This is a genomic window from Pseudomonas sp. NPDC089408 (assembly GCF_044749445.1).
Lineage (GTDB): Bacteria > Pseudomonadota > Gammaproteobacteria > Pseudomonadales > Pseudomonadaceae > Aquipseudomonas.
The window spans coordinates 157,479-175,658 of record NZ_JBIVHY010000010.1 but is presented as its reverse complement, the minus strand read 5'-3'; the positions used below and the strand labels follow the sequence as shown (position 1 = coordinate 175,658).

Below are 18,180 nucleotides of genomic sequence, written 5' to 3'. Positions count from 1 at the left end.
GCAGGGACGGCACCATTGACCATAATGGCGCATTCGAATTCCCTGCCCCCGGAAGGATTTGCCGTGAGCCAAGCTCTTATTACTGCGTTGCAGAACCCAGCCCTGTACCCCCACCCCGTGGATGGGTTCCAGCTCATCGAGACGCATATCTCCTGGGTCCTGCTCACGGGCGAGTACGCCTACAAGATCAAGAAGCCGATGAACTTCGGCTTTCTCGACTTCACCGGTCTGGACCAGCGCCAGCATTTCTGTAATGAAGAATTACGTCTGAACCAGCGCCTGACCGAAGGCCTGTACCTGGACGTTTTGCCGATCACCGGTAGCGTCGACGCGCCACAGCTCGGCGGTGAAGGCGAAGCCATCGAATACGCGCTGAAGATGCGCCAGTTCCCCCAGGGGCAGATGCTCAGCACCCTGCAGGCCAATGGCGAGCTCAACGCCACGCACATCGACCAGATGGCCCGGCAGATCGCTGAATTCCACCTGCAGGCACCACGCGTGCCAGTAGAGCACCCGCTGGGCACGCCTGAAAGCGTGATGGCGCCGGTGGAGCAGAACTTCGAGCAGATTCGCCCGTTCCTCAGCGACAAGGCCGACCTGCAGCAGCTCGACGCCCTGCAGGCCTGGGCCCGCAGCAGCTTCGAGCGCCTGCATGGCCTGCTGGAAAAGCGCAAGGCCAATGGCTTTATCCGTGAATGCCACGGTGACATTCACCTGGGCAACGCCACCCTGATCGATGGCAAGGTGGTGATCTTCGACTGCATCGAGTTCAACGAACCGTTCCGCCTGACCGACGTCTACGCCGACACCGGCTTCCTGGCCATGGACCTGGAAGACCGCGGCCTGAAGTGCCTGGCCCGCCGTTTCGTCAGCCAGTACCTGGAACTGACCGGCGATTACGAAGGCCTGGAACTGCTCAACTTCTACAAGGCCTACCGCGCCCTGGTGCGGGCCAAGGTCGCGCTGTTCAGCCTGCCGGCCGACGCCGATGGCGTGCAGCGTGCCACCACCCTGCGCACCTACCGCAATTACGCCAACCTGGCGGAAAGCTACAGCGCCATCCCGTCGCGCCTGCTGGCCATCACCCACGGTGTTTCAGCCGTGGGCAAAAGCCACGTGGCCATGCGCATGGTCGAGGCCCTGGGTGCGGTGCGCGTGCGTTCGGACGTGGAGCGCAAGCGCCTGTTCGGTGAACAGCAGCAGGCAGAAGCCGGCCAGCTGAGCGCCGGCATCTATGACCAGGATGCCAGCACCGCGACCTACCAGCGCCTGCATGAAGTGGCGGCAACCGTACTGCGTGCCGGTTTCCCGGTGGTGCTGGATGCCACCTACCTCAAGCGCGAGCAGCGCCAGGCCGCGGCTGACGTCGCCAGCCAGACCGGTGTGCCGTTCCTGATCCTCGATTGCCACGCGCCGGAGGCGGTGATCGCCAGCTGGCTGGGGCAGCGCCAGGCGGAGAACAGCGACCCGTCGGATGCCACCCTGGAGGTGGTCAAGGCGCAACAGGCCAGCCGTGAGGTACTGGATGCGCAGGAGTTGGTACAAAGCACCCGCGTTGATACCCAGGCGGCGGGCAGCATGGACCAGGTGATCGAGCAGATTCGCCAGCGTTTGCCGGGCCTGTAAGTACATCTTTGCCTGTTCTGGCCTCTTCGCGGGTAAACCCGCTCCTTCAAGGGCTCACCTCTGCCGTGTATAGGAGCGGGTTTACCCGCGAAGAGGCCAGGACAGGACAACTCATCCCCCCAGATGGCAAAAAGCCGCGTATTCCCCAACCCCCGCTACACTCCTCTCTGACCTGCTCGCGATTTATCTCCCAATGACCCGTTCAGCCATCGCAAGGAGGCTCGATGAACGATGAATTGCAGCATCTGAAGAACCTTGGCAAGACCTCTGCGCAGTGGCTGCATGCAGCCGGCATCCACAGTGCATCGGATCTGCGCCGCCTGGGCGCGGTGAGTGCGTACCAGGCCGTGAGAACACGAGGGTTCCGCGCATCGAAGGTGCTGTTGTATGCCATTGAAGGCGCCCTGCTGGACATGCACTGGAACGATTTGCCGCTTGAACGCAAAGAGGCGCTCAACCAACAACTGGATGCGAAAAGCCCTTCGCAAAAAATCCAGAATAATCGTGAAAAGGGGATTGACGTCTAAATGAGAATTGTTATGATTATCGCAACTGGTCGCGAGACTGGTTGGATAAGCTAAGAGCCCCTGGTTCGGACTCTCAGATTATCTCCTCATCAGGCTAATCACGGTTATTGACCCGGCAATTTGCCGGGTCTTTTTTTGCCTGTGGTTTGACCGGCCTTATCGCTTCAGCTGCGCGCAGTAATCCTGCTCCGGCATCGCTGCCGTGTACCACACGTAATCCGCCTGGCCTGCCTCGACCTGTTCACCCACTTCAGCCAGCAATAGCACCACGCTCTGCCCCTGCGCCCCCAGATCACTCAAGTGCAACGGCACGCCCAGGTCCTTGCGTACGTGATAAGCACCGGCACACAGCAGCGCTGGCTGCGGCGCCGCCAGCAGGCGCTCGGCCATGCGTCGGTCACGCTGCTGCTGCACGGCCAGCATCGCCGGTAGCTGGCTTTCTGGCAGCATGCCGCAATGCCCGGCGCGCACCTGCTCCAGCAAGGCAGCCTTCACCGGTGGTGCATTGGACCTTTCACCGCTCAATGAAGCCGGCTGTCGATAGGCCTGGCGCATTTCGCCAGGTGAAAGGTTGGCGGCCAGCAAAGGCATGCGCTGTTGCACGGCTTCCCGCACGATCGGCCCGTACAACTGCCAGTCCCAGCCCTCCTGCCAGGCCAGCGCCTTTGGCAAGTCTGCCGGCAAAGGCTGCCCCGCAAGCTTGTCCACGAGCGGCTGCTGTTCGGGTTGCAGCATCTCCAGCAACAGGCTGCCTTGGGCACGCTGGCCTTGCAGGGCGCGCAGCAGCCATAGTTGCAGCGCGTGATGGTCGGGGTTGTCGTGTTTTTCGCCAACCAGCACTCGCGGTGCGGCAGCCAGGCGTTGCACCAGCTGTTCGGGGTCGATTACCTGCCCGCTGGCGAGATCGACGATGTGCCCCAGTTCGCCATGGGAACGCCCTTCAGTGCTTTGCCAGGCAGGCAACGGTGGCAGGCTGGCCTGGCAGCCGCCCAGTGCCAGCAGCAGGCACAGCGAGAAACCGGACAGCAGCGGGTGTCGCATGGGCAGTTACCTCCATTGATGGCCTGCGCGGACCCTGTAGGAGCGGCCTTGTGTCGCGAAAGGGCTGCAGAGCGGCCCCAGGATTTCAGCGCAAATGCAGAAATTGTCGGGGCCGCTTTGCGGCCCTGTCGCGACGCAAGGCCGCTCCTACAAAGACCGCGCAACATGACTCTTAGCGGGTGATGATCAGCGGGTGCCCCCGTTCAGGGTGCGGCTGCACCAGCACATCGATCCCGTACACCGCCTTCAACGCCGCCGGCGTCAACACTGCTTCAGGCGTGGCAAACGCATGGCAGCGCCCCTGCTCCAGCAACAGGATACGGTCACAGTAGCGCGCCGCCAGGTTCAGGTCATGCAGGATCACCAGCACCGCAGCGCCACGCTCGGCAAAGCGGCGCACAGCCTCCAGTGTGGTGTGCTGGTGCAGCGGGTCGAGCATCGAAGTCGGCTCATCAAGCAGCAAGGTGGTGCCTTCCTCCCCCGGCCACAACTGCGCCAGTACACGGGCCAGGTGCACCCGCTGGCGCTCGCCGCCGGACAACGCCAGGTAACTGCGCTCCACCAGGTGCCAGGCATCCGCCGCCAGCAACGCTGCCTCGACAATTTCGGCATCCCGCCGCTGCCCGGTGCCATGGGGCATACGCCCCATGCCCACCACCTCCTCGACCCTGAACGAAAAGCCCAGGCTGGACACCTGCGGCAGTACCGCCAGGCGCCTGGCCCGTTCCTGCCCGGCCCAGTCCACCAGTGGCCGCCCCTGCAGCGTCACCTGGCCACGGTCCGCCGCCAGTTCGCCGCACAACGCCCCCAGCAGGCTGCTTTTGCCCGCACCGTTGGGGCCGAGCACACCCACCACCTGCCCGGGGTGCAACCGCAGATGAATGTCATGCAGTACTTCATTGTTGCCCCGCCGCAGATGCAGGCCCTCGACTTGCAACATCAGCTGCGCCCTCGCATCAGCAGGAACAGAAAGAACGGCGCACCGATGAAGGCCGTTACGATACCGATCGGCAGTTCGGCAGGTGCCAACAGCAGCCGTGCCGCCAGGTCAGCGAACAGCATCAGTACGCCACCGGCCAGCAGCGAGGCCGGCAGCACCACGCGGTGATCAGGCCCGGCCAGCAAGCGCACCAGGTGCGGTACCACCAGGCCGATGAAGCCGATCAGCCCGGCAGCCGCCACCGCAGCGCCAACGCCCAGCGCCGTGCAACACACCAGTTCGCGCTTGAGCCGCTCTACATCGACGCCCAGGTGGCGCGCCTCGGACTCACCCAGCAGCAGCGCATTCAGCGCCTTGGCTCGACGCGGTAGCCACACTGCCACCCCCGCAGCCACCAGCAACAACGGCCATAGCCGCTCGTAGCTGGCGCCATTGAGGCTGCCCAGGTTCCAGAAAGTCAGCGTGCGCAGGGTGGCATCATCGGCCAGGTAGGAGAACAGCCCTACAGCCGCACCGCCCAGCGCAGTCATTGCCACGCCCGCCAGTAGCATCGTGGCGACATTGGTCTGGCCATCGCGACGCCCAAGGCGGTAAACCAGCGCGGTGACGCCAAGCCCGCCAACAAACGCGCAGAACGACAGCATGTAAGGTGCGAAAACCTCCGGCAGGCCGCCAAACCAGGCACCGCCGACGATCGCGACCGCGGCCCCCATTGCTGCCCCGGCGGCCACCCCGACCAACCCGGGGTCGGCCAGCGGGTTGCGGAACAACCCCTGCATGGCCACCCCGGACAGCGCCAGCACTGCACCCACTGCCAGCCCCAGCAGGGTGCGCGGCAGGCGGATCTGGCCAAGGATCATCTCGGCCTGTTGCAGGCCATCGGCAGCGATTGGCAGGCCCAACAGGCGCAGCCCCGCGCGCAAGGTATCGAACAGCGGCAGGCTGACCGGCCCCAGCGCCAGCGACAGCCACACCGCCAACAGGCACAGCAGGCTCAGGCAAATGAACAACGTACGTGGCTGTACCCGCTGTTTCATTGTGCGAAGCTGGACTTGGCTGCCGGATAGAAGCTAGCTGCCAGCGATTGCAAGGTCGCCGGCAGGCGCGGCCCCAGGCCACCCACCAGCAGTGTCGGGTCAAGCGATACCAGGCGCTTCTCACGCACGGCACGCGATGCAGCCAGCGCCGGGTTTTCTTTCAAAAGCGCCTGCAAGGCCTGCTCATCGGCCAGCGCCCGGTCTGAGAACACGATCACATCCGGGTCCAGCGCGGCCAATGCCTCGTTGGAGAAACTCTTGTAGCCCTGATGTTCTGCCAGGTTACGCCCACCTGCCTGGCCCAGTAGCCAGTCGCCAGCAGTACCCTGCCCAGCGATCAGCGGCTTGGCCCCGGCATGCCCGACCAGCAGCAGCACCCCGGGTGCCTTGTGCCCGGCCTGGGCCTGCTTGACCTCGGCTTGCAGCGCTTGCAGCTGCTGGTGGTAGCCAGCCGACAATGCCGACGCTTGCTGTTCGGCGCCGAGCAGTTGCCCAAGGTGCTTGAGGTTTGCATCTACTGCCGCCAGCTCGGCCTTGCTGGAGAACAGTTCCACCCGTACGCCGGCCTTGCGGATTTGCGCCAGTACCGGCGGCGGGCCCATTTCTTCGGTGCCCACCAGCACATCCGGGCGCAGGCTGAGAATGCCTTCAGCCGACAACTGCCGCTGATAACCTACGCTGGGCAGTGATTTCAACGAGGCTGGGTGTTGGCTGGTGGTATCCACGCCAACCAGCCGCGCTTCACCGCCCAACGCGGTTATCCACTCGCTTAGCGCGCCACCGGCGCTGACCCAACGTTGCGGCAGCTCGGCCGCCAAGGCCTGGGTAGAGAGCACAAGGCTTGCACACAGGGCGAGCAAAGCGGCTGGACGGCGCATCATCGGGTTCCTTTTAAAGGCAGGTTGCACGCCTTGTGGCGGGCCGCGGAACTGCGCACCATAAGCAGCCGGGCGCAGCGAATGCGGGCAATTTGATAATTATTCGCATTGAAGCGTCAAGCCATCATCTGTTTCACGAGTCGTCCTTGCCATGCATTTCCTTTGTACTTCACACAGCCTGGCCGAAGGCCAAAGCCGCGCCTTCAGCGTAGACGGCCTCGAACTGTTCGGCGTACGCCGCCAAGGGCAGGTGTTCCTGTACCGCAACCGCTGCCCGCACAAGGGTATCCCGTTGAACTGGGCAGAAGACGCGTTTCTCGATGACAGCGCCAGCCTCATCCACTGCGCCCATCACGGCGCACTGTTCCTGATTGAAAGCGGGGAATGCGTGGCCGGCCCCTGTGAAGGTGAACAGCTGCAGGCCTTGGGCTGCCGCGAGGACAGCCAGGGCATCTGGCTCAAGGGTTGAGCAGCACCGGTAGGCGGCGGTCGATGACGATGCCTTCGGGGTCCAGGCGCACGCCATAGGCCAGCACCTCCACCCCATCCGCCACCGCGGCCCGCAAGGCCTGGGCATAGGCCGCATCAATTTCCTCGGCCGGGCGCACGGCATCGACGCCGGTCAGGTTCACGCAATACAGCTGCACCGCCCGCACGCCCTGCCTGGCCAGCTTGGCCAATTCGCGCAGGTGCTTGGCCCCGCGCTGGGTCACCGCATCGGGGAACGCCGCGACGCGGCTGTCGGGGTAACCCAAGGTCGCGCTCTTGACCTCGACGTAGGCCGGCGCACCGTCAAACTCCAGGCGAAAGTCGATACGGCTGCCTTCCTCGCCATAGGCCACTTCACGCTTCAGTGCGGTAAACCCGGCGAGCTCGGTGATGGTGCCGGCGCGCAGGGCCTCTTCGACCAGCGCGTTGGCGCGCCCGGTATTCACGCAGGCCAGCCGCCCCTGTGGGGTTTCGCTGATTTCCCAGGTGCCGGGCAGCTTGCGCTTGGGGTCGTTGGAGCGGCTGAACCACACCTGCCCGCCTTCAAGCATGCAGTTGAGCATGGAACCGGTGTTCGGGCAGTGAATGGTCAGTAGTTCGCCGCTGGCCAATTCGATATCGGCCAGAAAACGCTTGTAGCGACGCAGCAGGCGGCCGTGTTCAAGTGCAGGAGAAAAACGCATCAGCCTTGCCAGCTCCGCAGGCCACGGGCAATCCGCAGCACCGCCTCTTCCAGGCGCGGCAGGCTCTGGGTATAGGCAAAGCGCACATGGTGCCCGGCCAGGTGACGCCCGAAATCCAGGCCCGGCGTAAAGGCCAGGTGCTCGGTCTCCAGGAAATGCCGGCAGAAGGCGAACGCGTCACCGCCAAAGGCGCTGATATCGGCGTACAGGTAGAACGCGCCCTGCGGTTCGACGGCAATGCGGAAGCCCAGTTCGCGCAGCGCAGGCAACAGGTAGTCGCGGCGGCGGGCAAATTCGGCACGGCGTTCTTCGAAGATCGCCAGGGTTTCAGGCAGGAAACACGCCAATGCGGCGTGCTGGGCCATGCTCGGCGCGCTGATGTACAGGTTCTGCGCCAGCTTCTCCAGGTCGGCCACTGCGCCACGCGGCGCCACCAACCAGCCCAGACGCCAGCCGGTCATGCCGAAATACTTGGAAAAACTATTCAGGACGAACGCTGAGTCGTCGACTTCCAGCACGCTGGGCGCATCCATGCCATAGGTCAGGCCATGGTAGATCTCGTCCACTACCAGGTGGCCATGCCGCTGATGGGTGGCCTTGGCCAGGCCGGCGAGCTCTTCGCGGTTCAGTACGGTGCCAGTGGGGTTGGCCGGCGAAGCGACCAGGGCGCCAACGGTGTCCTTGTCCCAGTAGCGGTCGACCAGATCTTCGGTCAGTTGGTAATTCACCTCCGGCCCCACCGGCACCAGCTGCGCGCCGCCTTCGACCAGGCGCAGGAAGTGACGGTTGCATGGGTAGCCCGGGTCGGCCAGCAGCCAGTGCTTGCCCGGGTCGACCAGCAGGCTGCTGGCCAGCAGCAGCGCGCCGGAGCCGCCTGGGGTAATGAGAATGCGCTCAGGGTCTATGCTCAGGCCATAGCGCTGGGCATAAAAGCCGGCAATCGCCTCGCGCAGGGCCGGCAGGCCGCGTGCGGCGGTGTAGCGGGTATGCCCGGCGGCCAGCGCGGCCTGGCCAGCAGCGACGATAGGCGCGGCGGTGGTGAAATCCGGCTCGCCGATTTCCAGGTGGATCACGTCGTGCCCCGCCGCCTGCAGCTCGTTGGCCCGGGCAAGCAGCGCCATTACATGGAAGGGTTCAATGGCGCGGCTGCGCGCGCTGTAGGGATGGGCCATGACCTTCTCTCAATAGCGACTAAACTGGAGATTCTACCCCTGCAAACGATCGAACGTCCCGCCCAGGTCAGTGTCAATAAGCAGGATCGGGCGGGCTAGCGCACCCCCGATCTATCTGGTAAGTTCGGCGGCTCGCAGTCGCAGGGCCGGCGGTCGCCGGAGATGGAGCATCCTGCGCATTGGATCAGATGAGTGAGAGGCGGTCTATTCATGTCCACCGTAGAAAAGCAAAAACCCGGTCAAACCATGTACGGTGTCGAGCCCTATAAAGAGACCAAGGGCGAAGAGTACATGGGTGAGCCCATGAAGAAGCATTTCACCAAGCTTCTCAACGCCTGGAAAGGCGAGCTCATGCAGAGTGTGGATCGCACCGTAGACCACATGAAGGATGAAGCTGCGAACTTCCCGGACCCGGCCGACCGCGCCAGCCAGGAAGAAGAATTTGCTCTGGAGCTGCGCAACCGTGACCGCGAGCGCAAGCTGATCAAGAAGATCGACAAGACCCTGCAAAAGATTCAGGACGAAGACTACGGCTGGTGCGAATCGTGCGGCATCGAGATCGGCCTGCGCCGCCTGGAAGCCCGCCCTACCGCCGACCTGTGCTTCGACTGCAAGGAAATCGCCGAGAAAAAGGAAAAAACGGTCGGCAAAGGCTGATCTTTCTTCCACCTGAACGGGGCGCATCATGCGCCCCGTTTCATTTATATGCCTAGCCAGACCATGACCGACTCCAGCTACATCGGGCGTTTCGCCCCCACCCCCAGCGGCTTCCTGCACTTTGGCTCGCTGGTCGCGGCCCTCGCCTCCTGGTTGGATGCCCGCGCTGTCAACGGCCGCTGGCTGCTGCGCATGGAAGACACCGACCCGCCCCGGGAAATGCCCGGCGCGCGCGATGCCATCCTGCAAACGCTTGAGCGTTACGGCCTGGAATGGGACGGCGAGGTGGTGTTCCAGAGCCAGCGCCACGACGCCTATGCCGCCGTGGTCGACCGCCTGTTCAATATGGGCCTGGCCTATGCCTGCACTTGCTCACGCAAGCAGTTGGAAGGCTACAACGGTATCTACCCGGGCTTTTGCCGCAACGCCGGGCATGCCCGTGAAGGGGCGGCCATCCGCTTGCGGGTGCCGGAACTGATCTACCGCTTTACCGACCGGGTGCAAGGTGATTACCAGCAACACCTGGGCCGCGAGGTGGGCGATTTCGTCATCCAGCGCCGCGACGGGCTGTACGCGTATCAGCTGGCGGTGGTACTGGACGATGCCTGGCAGGGTGTTACCGACATCGTGCGCGGCGCCGACCTGCTCGACAACACCCCGCGTCAGCTGTACCTGCAAGAGTTGCTGGGCTTTTCGCAGCCGCGTTACCTGCACATTCCGCTGATCGTGCAGCCGGACGGACACAAGCTGGGCAAGTCGTACCGCTCGCCGCCGCTGCAGGCCGAACATGCCACGCCGCTGTTGTTGCGTGCGTTGCGGGCGCTGGGGCAGGAAGCAGACACCGACTTGCTGCTGGCTACGCCGGCTGAGGTGTTGGCAATGGCCCGCCAGCAGTGGCGGCCAGAGGCGATTGCCCAGCGGACAACGGTGCCAGAGGCTGATTTGCGCTGAGCCTCGGATCTTACCGGCCAATGCGGTCAGTGTAGGAGCGGCCTTGCCGGGGCGCCGGACCGGTCGGATGGGCTGCAAAGCAGCCCCGGCATATGTGCGTCAGCGCTGAAATCCTGGGGCCGCTGCGCGCCCCATCGCGACACAAGGCCGCTCCTACAGGGATCGCATAATGCTGAAAACTGCGTACCTCTCCGAAAAACAAAAGCCCAACAAATTCAAACCCTTGGCTAACCCCATCGATTCCCGCTAGCATCCCCCCAGCCATTTGCGCCAATAATAAGTCCAAGCCCGCAGCGCCCAACCATCGAGGCCAGCATGTACATCTATCGTTTGGTCCTGCTTCTGGTCGTGGGGATCTACCTGTTCTCCCCGGCCATCATGGACTGGTGGATCGAGCCGACCGGAGCCTGGTACCGCCCCTACCTGCTCTGGCTGATCCTGATCGTCGTCACCTTCATCCTGCAGAGCCAACGAGATGCCGATGAGCTTTAGCCTGACCCAGATGATCCTGATCAGCGCCGGGTACCTCATGGTGCTGTTCGGCGTGGCCTGGATCAGTGAGCGCGGGTTGATCCCGCGCGCCATCATTCGCCACCCGCTCACCTACACCCTGTCGCTGGGTGTGTACGCCAGTGCCTGGGCCTTCTATGGCTCGGTGGGCCTGGCCTACCAGTACGGCTACGGCTTCCTGGCCTGTTACCTGGGGGTGTCCGGGGCGTTCCTGCTGGCACCGGTGCTGCTTTACCCGATCCTGAAAATCACCCGCACCTACCAGCTTTCATCGCTGGCCGACCTGCTGGCGTTCCGCTTCCGCAGCACCTGGGCCGGGGCATTGACCACCATCATCATGCTGATCGGCGTGCTGCCGTTGCTGGCCCTGCAGATCCAGGCGGTGGCCGACTCCATCAGCATCCTCACCGGTGAACCGGTCAAGGCCCGGGTGGCCTTTGCCTTCTGCGTGCTGATCATCCTGTTCACCATCTTTTTCGGCTCGCGGCACATTGCCACGCGCGAAAAGCACGAAGGGCTGGTATTCGCCATTGCCTTCGAGTCGGTGATCAAGTTGCTGGCGCTGGGCGGCATCGGGTTGTACGCCTTGTACGGCGTATTCGGCGGCCCGCACGAGCTGGAAGTCTGGCTGCTGCAGAACCAGACCGCACTGGCGGCCCTGCACACCCCGCTGCAGGAAGGCCCATGGCGCACCCTGTTGCTGGTGTTCTTCGCCTCGGCCATCGTCATGCCGCACATGTACCACATGGCCTTTACCGAAAACCTCAACCCGCGCTCGCTGGTCAGCGCCAGCTGGGGCCTGCCGCTGTTCCTGCTGCTGATGAGCCTGGCCGTGCCGCTGGTGCTGTGGGCCGGCCTGCGCCTGGGCGCCAGCACCAACCCCGAGTACTTCACCTTGGGGCTGGGGATCGCCGCCAACAATCAGGCGCTGACACTGCTGGCCTACGTGGGCGGGCTTGCGTCTGCCAGCGGGCTGATTATCGTCACGACCCTGGCCTTGTCAGGCATGGCCCTCAACCACCTGGTGCTACCGCTGTACCAGCCGCCTGCCGAGGGCAATATCTACCGCTGGCTGAAGTGGACCCGCCGCGCGCTGATCGTCGCCATCATCACTGCCGGCTTCATGTTCTACCTGACCCAGAACAACCATCAGAGCCTGGCCAATCTCGGGATCGTCGCCTTCGTCGCCACCTTGCAGTTCCTGCCAGGTGTCCTGTCGGTACTGTACTGGCCAACCGCTAACCGCCGCGGTTTCATCGCCGGGCTGCTGGCCGGGACACTGGTGTGGACTGTTACCATGCTGCTGCCGCTGCTGGGCAACCTGCAGGGCTTCTACATTCCGCTGCTGGACATGATCTATGTGCTGGACGATACCAGCTGGCACATGGCGGCCATCGCGTCGCTGGCAGCCAACGTGCTGCTGTTCACCCTGATCTCGCTGTTCACCAACGCCAGCACCGAAGAGGTCAGCGCCGCTGAAGCCTGCGCGGTGGACAACGTGCGCCGGCCACAGCGCCGCGAGCTGCACGCTGCCTCGCCGCAGGAATTCGCCACCCAGCTGGCCAAGCCACTGGGTGCCAAGGCTGCGCAAAAGGAAGTGGAGCAAGCCCTGCGCGACCTGTACCTGCCGTTCGACGAGCGCCGCCCTTATGCCCTGCGCCGCCTGCGTGACCGCATCGAAGCCAACCTGTCGGGCCTGATGGGGCCGAGCGTGGCCCAGGACATGGTCGAAACCTTCCTGCCATACAAGTCCGGTAACGAAAACTACGTGACCGAGGACATTCACTTCATCGAAAGCCGCCTGGAAGACTACCACTCGCGCCTGACCGGCCTGGCCGCCGAACTCGATGCCCTGCGCCGCTACCACCGCCAGACCCTGCAGGAACTGCCCATGGGCGTCTGCTCGCTGGCCAAGGACCAGGAAATCCTGATGTGGAACAAGGCCATGGAAGAACTCACCGGCATCGCCGCCAAGCACGTGGTCGGCTCACGCCTGGTCACCATCGCCGAACCCTGGCGCGGGCTGCTGCAAGGCTTCATCAACGTACCCGACGAACACCTGCACAAACAGCGCCTGGCACTCGACGGCCAGCCGCGCTGGTTGAACCTGCACAAGGCAGCCATCGACGAGCCACTGGCCCCCGGTAACAGTGGCCTGGTGCTGCTGGTCGAGGACCTTACCGAAACCCAGGCCCTGGAAGACAAGCTGGTGCATTCCGAGCGGCTGGCCAGCATTGGCCGCCTGGCTGCGGGCGTGGCCCACGAGATCGGCAACCCGATCACCGGCATCGCCTGCCTGGCGCAGAACCTGCGCGAGGAACGCGACGGCGATGGCGAAATCATCGAGCTGTCCAGCCAGATTCTCGACCAGACCAAGCGGGTGTCGCGCATCGTCCAGTCGCTGATGAGCTTTGCCCATGCCGGTGGCAGCCACCAGAACAGCGAAGAGCCGGTGTGCCTGGCCGAAGTGGCGCAGGACGCCATCGGTCTGCTGGCGTTGAACCGGCGCAATTTCGAAGTACAGTTCTTCAACCTCTGCGACCCGGACCACTGGGCCGAGGGGGACCCGCAGCGCCTGGCCCAGGTGCTGATCAACCTGCTCTCCAACGCCCGCGACGCCTCACCGCCGGGCAGCGCCGTGCGCGTGCGCAGCGAAGTCAGCGAGCACACCGTCGACCTGATCGTCGAGGACGAGGGCAGCGGGATCCCGAAGAACATCCAGGACCGCTTGTTCGAACCGTTCTTCACCACCAAGGACCCGGGCGAAGGAACCGGACTGGGGCTCGCTCTGGTCTATTCCATCGTGGAAGAGCATTATGGGCAAATCACCATCGACAGCCCGGCCGACATCGAACGGCAACGTGGCACCCGGATCCGCGTGACCCTGCCCCGGCATGTCGTAGCGACGTCCCCTGAAATTCGAGACCGTCGAGAGAATTGAATCAATGCCGCACATTCTGATCGTCGAAGACGAAACCATCATCCGCTCGGCCTTGCGTCGTCTGCTTGAGCGGAACCAGTACCAGGTCAGCGAAGCCGGCTCGGTGCAGGAAGCCCAGGAACGCTTCAGCATTGCCACCTTTGACCTGATCGTCAGTGACCTGCGCCTGCCTGGTGCGCCTGGCACCGAACTGATCAAGCTTGGCCAGGGCACGCCGGTGCTGATCATGACCAGCTACGCCAGCCTGCGCTCGGCGGTGGACTCGATGAAAATGGGCGCGGTGGACTACATCGCCAAGCCCTTCGACCACGACGAAATGCTGCAAGCGGTGGCGCGTATCCTGCGCGACCGGCAGAACGCCCCCGCCGCTGCACCGGCTGCCGAGCCACGCGCCAGCAACGGCAAGGCCGCCCCGGCCGACAAAGCCAGCGCGGCAGCGGCCAATGGCGAAATCGGCATCATCGGCTCGTGCCCGCCCATGCAGGACATGTACAGCAAGATCCGCAAGGTCGCGCCGACCGACTCCAATGTGTTGATCCAGGGCGAATCGGGTACCGGTAAGGAACTGGTGGCCCGCGCCCTGCACAACTTGTCACGACGGGCCAAGGCGCCGATGATTTCGGTGAACTGCGCAGCCATCCCCGAGACCTTGATCGAATCCGAACTGTTCGGCCACGAAAAAGGTGCCTTCACCGGCGCCAGCGCCGGTCGTGCCGGCCTGGTCGAAGCCGCCGACGGCGGTACGCTGTTCCTCGATGAAATTGGTGAACTGCCCCTGGAAGCCCAGGCCCGCCTGCTGCGCGTGCTGCAGGAGGGCGAGATTCGCCGGGTGGGTTCAGTGCAGTCGCAAAAGGTCGACGTGCGCCTGATCGCGGCGACCCACCGCGACCTGAAGAACCTGGCCAAGGCCGGCCAGTTCCGTGAAGACTTGTATTACCGCCTGCACGTGATTGCCCTGAAGCTTCCGGCCCTGCGCGAGCGCGGCAGCGACGTCAACGAAATTGCCAGCGCCTTCCTGGCCCGCCAGAGCGCGCGCATCGGCCGTGACGACCTGCATTTCTCGGCAGAAGCCGAACAGGCCATTCGTCACTACAGCTGGCCGGGTAACGTGCGTGAGCTGGAAAACGCCGTGGAGCGTGCGGTGATCCTCAGCGAGAGTGCGGAAATTTCTGCCGAGCTGCTGGGCATCGACATCGAACTGAGCGACCTGGAGGAAGACGACATCCTCGACAACGCCCTGGTGGTGGCGAGTGCGGCCAGTGCCAGCCACGAGCCGACCGAGGACCTGTCGCTGGAGGATTATTTCCAGCACTTTGTGCTTGAGCATCAAGACCATATGACCGAGACCGAGCTGGCACGCAAGCTCGGCGTCAGCCGCAAGTGCCTGTGGGAACGCCGCCAGCGTCTGGGCATTCCGCGGCGTAAGAGCAACGCTACCAGCGAGTAACGACCTGCGCACCGTACACCTCAACATGTGTGGCGCCGATGAGACGAGCGCCGCAGGTGTTCGCCGTGACAAATTCAGCGCCTGAGAGGCCGAGCGCCGCAGGTGTTCGCCATGACACATTCAGCGCCTATGAAATCGAGCGCCGCCCGCGCGGCGCTTCGCGGGTAAACCCGCTCCTACGTTTGTTTCGGGCCAATTATTCCTGTGGGATTCGCGCGCGAACGCCTTGGTGCATGGCTCGGTATCGCGTCGTACCAACAAGGCGGTCGCGCGCGTCTGGCACAGGATGAACTGGCCCGAAACAAACGTAGGAGCGGGTTTACCCGCGAAGCGCCGCGCGGGCGGCGCTCGATTTCACAGGCGCTGAATGTGTCATGGCGAACACCTGCGGCGCTCGATTTCACAGGCGCTGAATTTCTCACGGCGAACACCTGGCGGCGCTCGGCCTCCCCTGCCCCGCACCTGTCACGGCGAACACCCCAGGTAACACCTCACTCCCTCGCAAAAATCTGTTACCCAACCTTTCAGCCGTAACAGTTCCCGAGGCGTACGGTAACGAAATCACGATATTTTCGAGCTTCCGAAAATCGCGGAATCATCCCAACCGCTTGATTTTACTAGGTTTAGCAAAGTTGGCACGGCACCTGCTATATGCTTAGTACAAAAACAATAACAAGCACTGAAACCTAAAATAAGAACAAGACGAAACGGCTCACGCACAATAAAAACAAGACGGCGGAGGCGCAGCTAACTGATTCTTTTGGAGAGGATGCGTGTTTGGGGCTTGCCCCACGACCAGGCAGAGAACAACAAAAACTGCACTAAAAAGCAGCGCCTGAACTGGTTGGATCGACAGATCAACGTGACATCAGCGGCCAAAGCAATCCGTTTGCTCTTTACCCCCGGTTTGGGGGTCGTCCACAAGTTTCTAGATTTGTGGGCAGGGCACTCAACAAAAACAAAAAGCCCAGCAAAAAAATAATAAGAGCACGCAACGACACTTCTTGGGGAGCTTAGGCTCCCCTTGTCGTTTCTGTCATTCCTGCAGGCATCCTGCTACCCGCCTACACCATTCCCTGAGTAAATGCTAGAATCCCCGCCCATCATGCGGCCATTCTCCTATTCTTGGCCGAACATTCCTTCAAACAGTGCATCCCATGCTGAAGAAGCTGTTCCAGTCGTTCCGCCCGCCCGTACCGGGCCAGCACCACAGGCGCACCACGCCTGAGGTGATCAACAAGAGCCAGCACTCGCTGCAGCGCCACCAGTTCAGCCGCCATGCGGTGAACATCGTCGAGCGCCTGCAAAGTGCGGGTTACCAGGCCTACCTGGTCGGTGGCTGCGTCCGCGACCTGATGCTGGGCATCACACCAAAAGACTTCGACGTGGCCACCAGTGCCACGCCCGAACAGGTCCGTGCCGAGTTCCGTAACGCGCGCATCATTGGCCGCCGCTTCAAGCTGGTCCACGTGCATTTCGGCCGTGAGATCATCGAAGTCGCCACATTCCGCGCGCCGCACTCGGAAGACGACCAGGGTGACAGCCACCGTTCGTCGCATAACGCCAGTGGGCGCATCCTGCGTGACAACGTGTACGGCACCCTGGAAGAGGACGCGCAACGCCGTGACTTCACCATCAACGCCCTGTACTACGACCCGGTTAGCGAGCGCATCCTCGACTACGCCAACGGCGTACATGACGTGCGCAACCGCCTGCTGCGGCTGATCGGCGACCCGACCCACCGTTACCAGGAAGACCCGGTGCGCATGCTGCGCGCGGTGCGTTTCGCCGCCAAGCTGGACTTCGGCATCGAGAAGCACACCTTCAAGCCGATCCGCGAACTGGCCCCGTTGCTGCGCGAAATTCCGCCAGCACGCCTGTTCGAAGAGTGCCTGAAGCTGTTCCTTTCCGGCCAAGGTGCCATTGCCTTCGAAATGCTGGTCGACCTGGAACTGTTCGAGCCGTTGTTCCCGGCCAGTGCACACGCCCTGGAAGAGCGCCCTACCTACACCCACACGCTTATCAGCCAGGCACTGAACAACACCGACCTGCGCGTGAAGCAGGGCAAACCGGTGACGCCAGCCTTCCTTTTCGCTGCACTTCTGTGGCCTGCCCTGCCGTCCCGTGTACTGCACCTGCAGAACCAAGGCGTGCCGCCAATTCCAGCCATGAACGGCGCAGCCCACGACCTGATCGCCGAGCAGTGCGCGCGCATTGCCATCCCCAAGCGCTTCACCCTGCCGATCCGCGAGATCTGGGACATGCAGGAACGCCTGCCACGCCGCAGCGGCAAGCGCGCCGACCTGCTGCTGGACAACCCGCGTTTCCGTGCCGGTTACGACTTCCTGCTGCTGCGTGAAAGCGCCGGCGAGGAAACCGACGACCTCGGCCAGTGGTGGACCGACTATCAGGATGCCAACGACAGCGAGCGCCGCGAGATGATCCGCGAGCTGGGTAGCCGTGATGAAGGCACCGGCGCCGGCCCGCGCAAACGCAAGCGCAGCGGTAGCAAGCGCAAGCGTGGTGGCGACGAGGCATTCGAGTGACCACCCGCGCCTACGTTGGCCTGGGCAGCAACCTGGATGCACCTGCCGAGCAGCTGCGCAGCGCCTTGCAGGCGCTGGACCAGCTCGAAGCCACACGCCTGGTAGCGGCCTCGGCCTTGTACACCAGCGATTCGCTGCTGCCTGGCCAGCCCCGCTACACCAACGCAGTCGCCGCGCTGGACACCACCCTGGCACCCCTGGCCCTGCTCGACGCGCTGCAGGCCATCGAGAACGGCCAGGGCCGGGTACGCAAGGAACGCTGGGGCCCACGCACACTGGACCTGGACATCCTGCTGTTCGGCGACCAGGTACTCGACGAGCCCCGCCTGAAAGTGCCGCATTACCACATGCACGCCCGCCCGTTCGTGCTGTACCCGCTGGCCGAACTGGTACCCGGCGATTTCCGCCTGGCCGATGGCCGCGTTCTTGCGCAACTGCTCGACGAGTGCCCATTCGTCGGCCTGGAACGCCTGTAAACCGGGCGTTCCAGCCAGCCATACCGCTACGGTAACGCCAGTAACACCCTGATCGTAACAATGCGGTAACAGGGTGATTGACTTCCCCCACCTCGCTCACGACTATAGGCGTCCCGTGTGGCACCAAAGTGCCGCATACCCGTATTTAGGCCCGGACGGACCTGTGCCCGAACATCACGCGCGATGATGTGCCGCTCCGGAAGATGACTACACGCGTTGAATGCAGTCGTTTTTTACAGCGCCTGAACGAGGAATTTCC

At 63.4% G+C, this 18,180-nt stretch carries 16 protein-coding genes; 10 read left to right on the top strand and 6 right to left on the bottom strand.

From position 1 onward, the window contains the following. The first annotated feature begins 63 nt into the window (after positions 1 to 63). Positions 64 to 1,626, top strand: coding sequence for an AAA family ATPase (locus tag ACIP02_RS17770; protein ID WP_400618512.1), 1,563 nt, complete (start codon positions 64 to 66; stop codon positions 1,624 to 1,626). 224 nt (positions 1,627 to 1,850) lie between these two features. Beyond that, positions 1,851 to 2,153 (top strand): TfoX/Sxy family protein, encoded by a 303-nt coding sequence (locus tag ACIP02_RS17765; protein ID WP_400618509.1) that lies wholly within the window; start codon positions 1,851 to 1,853, stop codon positions 2,151 to 2,153. Positions 2,154 to 2,309: 156 nt separating this feature from the next. Here the strand turns inward: ACIP02_RS17765 and ACIP02_RS17760 are convergent, their stop codons facing one another. The 4 genes from ACIP02_RS17760 to ACIP02_RS17745 all read right to left on the bottom strand — a co-directional run bounded on the left by ACIP02_RS17760 (position 2,310) and on the right by ACIP02_RS17745 (position 6,052). Then, positions 2,310 to 3,194, bottom strand: coding sequence for a ChaN family lipoprotein (locus ACIP02_RS17760; RefSeq protein WP_400618506.1), 885 nt, complete (start codon positions 3,192 to 3,194; stop codon positions 2,310 to 2,312). Between the two features lie 172 nt (positions 3,195 to 3,366). Next, positions 3,367 to 4,134: a heme ABC transporter ATP-binding protein gene (locus ACIP02_RS17755; RefSeq protein ID WP_400618503.1), complete on the bottom strand. Its 768-nt coding sequence runs from the start codon at positions 4,132 to 4,134 to the stop codon at positions 3,367 to 3,369. After that, entirely contained in the window at positions 4,134 to 5,117 is a 984-nt protein-coding gene (locus ACIP02_RS17750; RefSeq protein WP_400618538.1) for a FecCD family ABC transporter permease, read from the bottom strand. The genes ACIP02_RS17755 and ACIP02_RS17750 overlap by 1 nt, the downstream gene beginning before the upstream one ends. Before the next feature lie 50 nt (positions 5,118 to 5,167). Then, positions 5,168 to 6,052, bottom strand: a complete 885-nt coding sequence (locus tag ACIP02_RS17745; RefSeq protein WP_400618500.1) for a hemin ABC transporter substrate-binding protein — start codon at positions 6,050 to 6,052, stop codon at positions 5,168 to 5,170. 148 nt (positions 6,053 to 6,200) lie between these two features. Between ACIP02_RS17745 and ACIP02_RS17740 the strand changes: the two genes are divergently transcribed. Next, positions 6,201 to 6,518: a Rieske (2Fe-2S) protein gene (locus ACIP02_RS17740; RefSeq protein ID WP_400618497.1), complete on the top strand. Its 318-nt coding sequence runs from the start codon at positions 6,201 to 6,203 to the stop codon at positions 6,516 to 6,518. On the opposite strand, the gene sfsA is transcribed toward ACIP02_RS17740, so the two are convergent. After that, positions 6,508 to 7,221 carry a DNA/RNA nuclease SfsA gene (sfsA, locus tag ACIP02_RS17735; RefSeq protein WP_400618494.1) on the bottom strand — a complete coding sequence of 238 codons (714 nt, stop codon included), beginning with the start codon at positions 7,219 to 7,221 and terminating at the stop codon, positions 6,508 to 6,510. The genes ACIP02_RS17740 and sfsA overlap by 11 nt on opposite strands. Continuing rightward, positions 7,221 to 8,393, bottom strand: coding sequence for a pyridoxal phosphate-dependent aminotransferase (locus tag ACIP02_RS17730; RefSeq protein ID WP_400618491.1), 1,173 nt, complete (start codon positions 8,391 to 8,393; stop codon positions 7,221 to 7,223). The genes sfsA and ACIP02_RS17730 overlap by 1 nt, the downstream gene beginning before the upstream one ends. 210 nt (positions 8,394 to 8,603) lie before the next feature. Here ACIP02_RS17730 and dksA point away from each other — a divergent pair, with 210 nt between their 5' ends. The 7 genes from dksA (at position 8,604) to folK (ending at position 17,921) form a co-directional block, all read left to right on the top strand. Further along, on the top strand, positions 8,604 to 9,050 hold the full coding sequence (dksA, locus tag ACIP02_RS17725) for an RNA polymerase-binding protein DksA (RefSeq protein ID WP_400618488.1): 447 nt from the start codon (positions 8,604 to 8,606) through the stop codon (positions 9,048 to 9,050). A 63-nt stretch (positions 9,051 to 9,113) separates the two neighbouring features. After that, positions 9,114 to 10,001: a tRNA glutamyl-Q(34) synthetase GluQRS gene (gene gluQRS, locus ACIP02_RS17720; protein ID WP_400618536.1), complete on the top strand. Its 888-nt coding sequence runs from the start codon at positions 9,114 to 9,116 to the stop codon at positions 9,999 to 10,001. A gap of 315 nt (positions 10,002 to 10,316) precedes the next feature. Continuing rightward, complete coding sequence (locus tag ACIP02_RS17715; protein WP_003250005.1) at positions 10,317 to 10,493, top strand: hypothetical protein; 177 nt, start codon at positions 10,317 to 10,319, stop codon at positions 10,491 to 10,493. Next, the gene (locus tag ACIP02_RS17710) at positions 10,477 to 13,452 is read left to right on the top strand and encodes an ATP-binding protein (RefSeq protein ID WP_400618484.1); all 2,976 of its coding nucleotides are present in this window, start codon (positions 10,477 to 10,479) and stop codon (positions 13,450 to 13,452) included. Before ACIP02_RS17715 ends, ACIP02_RS17710 begins: the two co-directional genes overlap by 17 nt. 4 nt (positions 13,453 to 13,456) lie before the next feature. Next, positions 13,457 to 14,899 (top strand): sigma-54-dependent transcriptional regulator, encoded by a 1,443-nt coding sequence (locus tag ACIP02_RS17705; RefSeq protein WP_400618481.1) that lies wholly within the window; start codon positions 13,457 to 13,459, stop codon positions 14,897 to 14,899. A 1,157-nt stretch (positions 14,900 to 16,056) separates the two neighbouring features. Continuing rightward, positions 16,057 to 17,445, top strand: a complete 1,389-nt coding sequence (locus ACIP02_RS17700; protein WP_400618478.1) for a polynucleotide adenylyltransferase PcnB — start codon at positions 16,057 to 16,059, stop codon at positions 17,443 to 17,445. Beyond that, positions 17,442 to 17,921: a 2-amino-4-hydroxy-6-hydroxymethyldihydropteridine diphosphokinase gene (gene folK / locus ACIP02_RS17695; protein WP_400618475.1), complete on the top strand. Its 480-nt coding sequence runs from the start codon at positions 17,442 to 17,444 to the stop codon at positions 17,919 to 17,921. Before ACIP02_RS17700 ends, folK begins: the two co-directional genes overlap by 4 nt. Positions 17,922 to 18,180 lie beyond the last annotated feature (259 nt).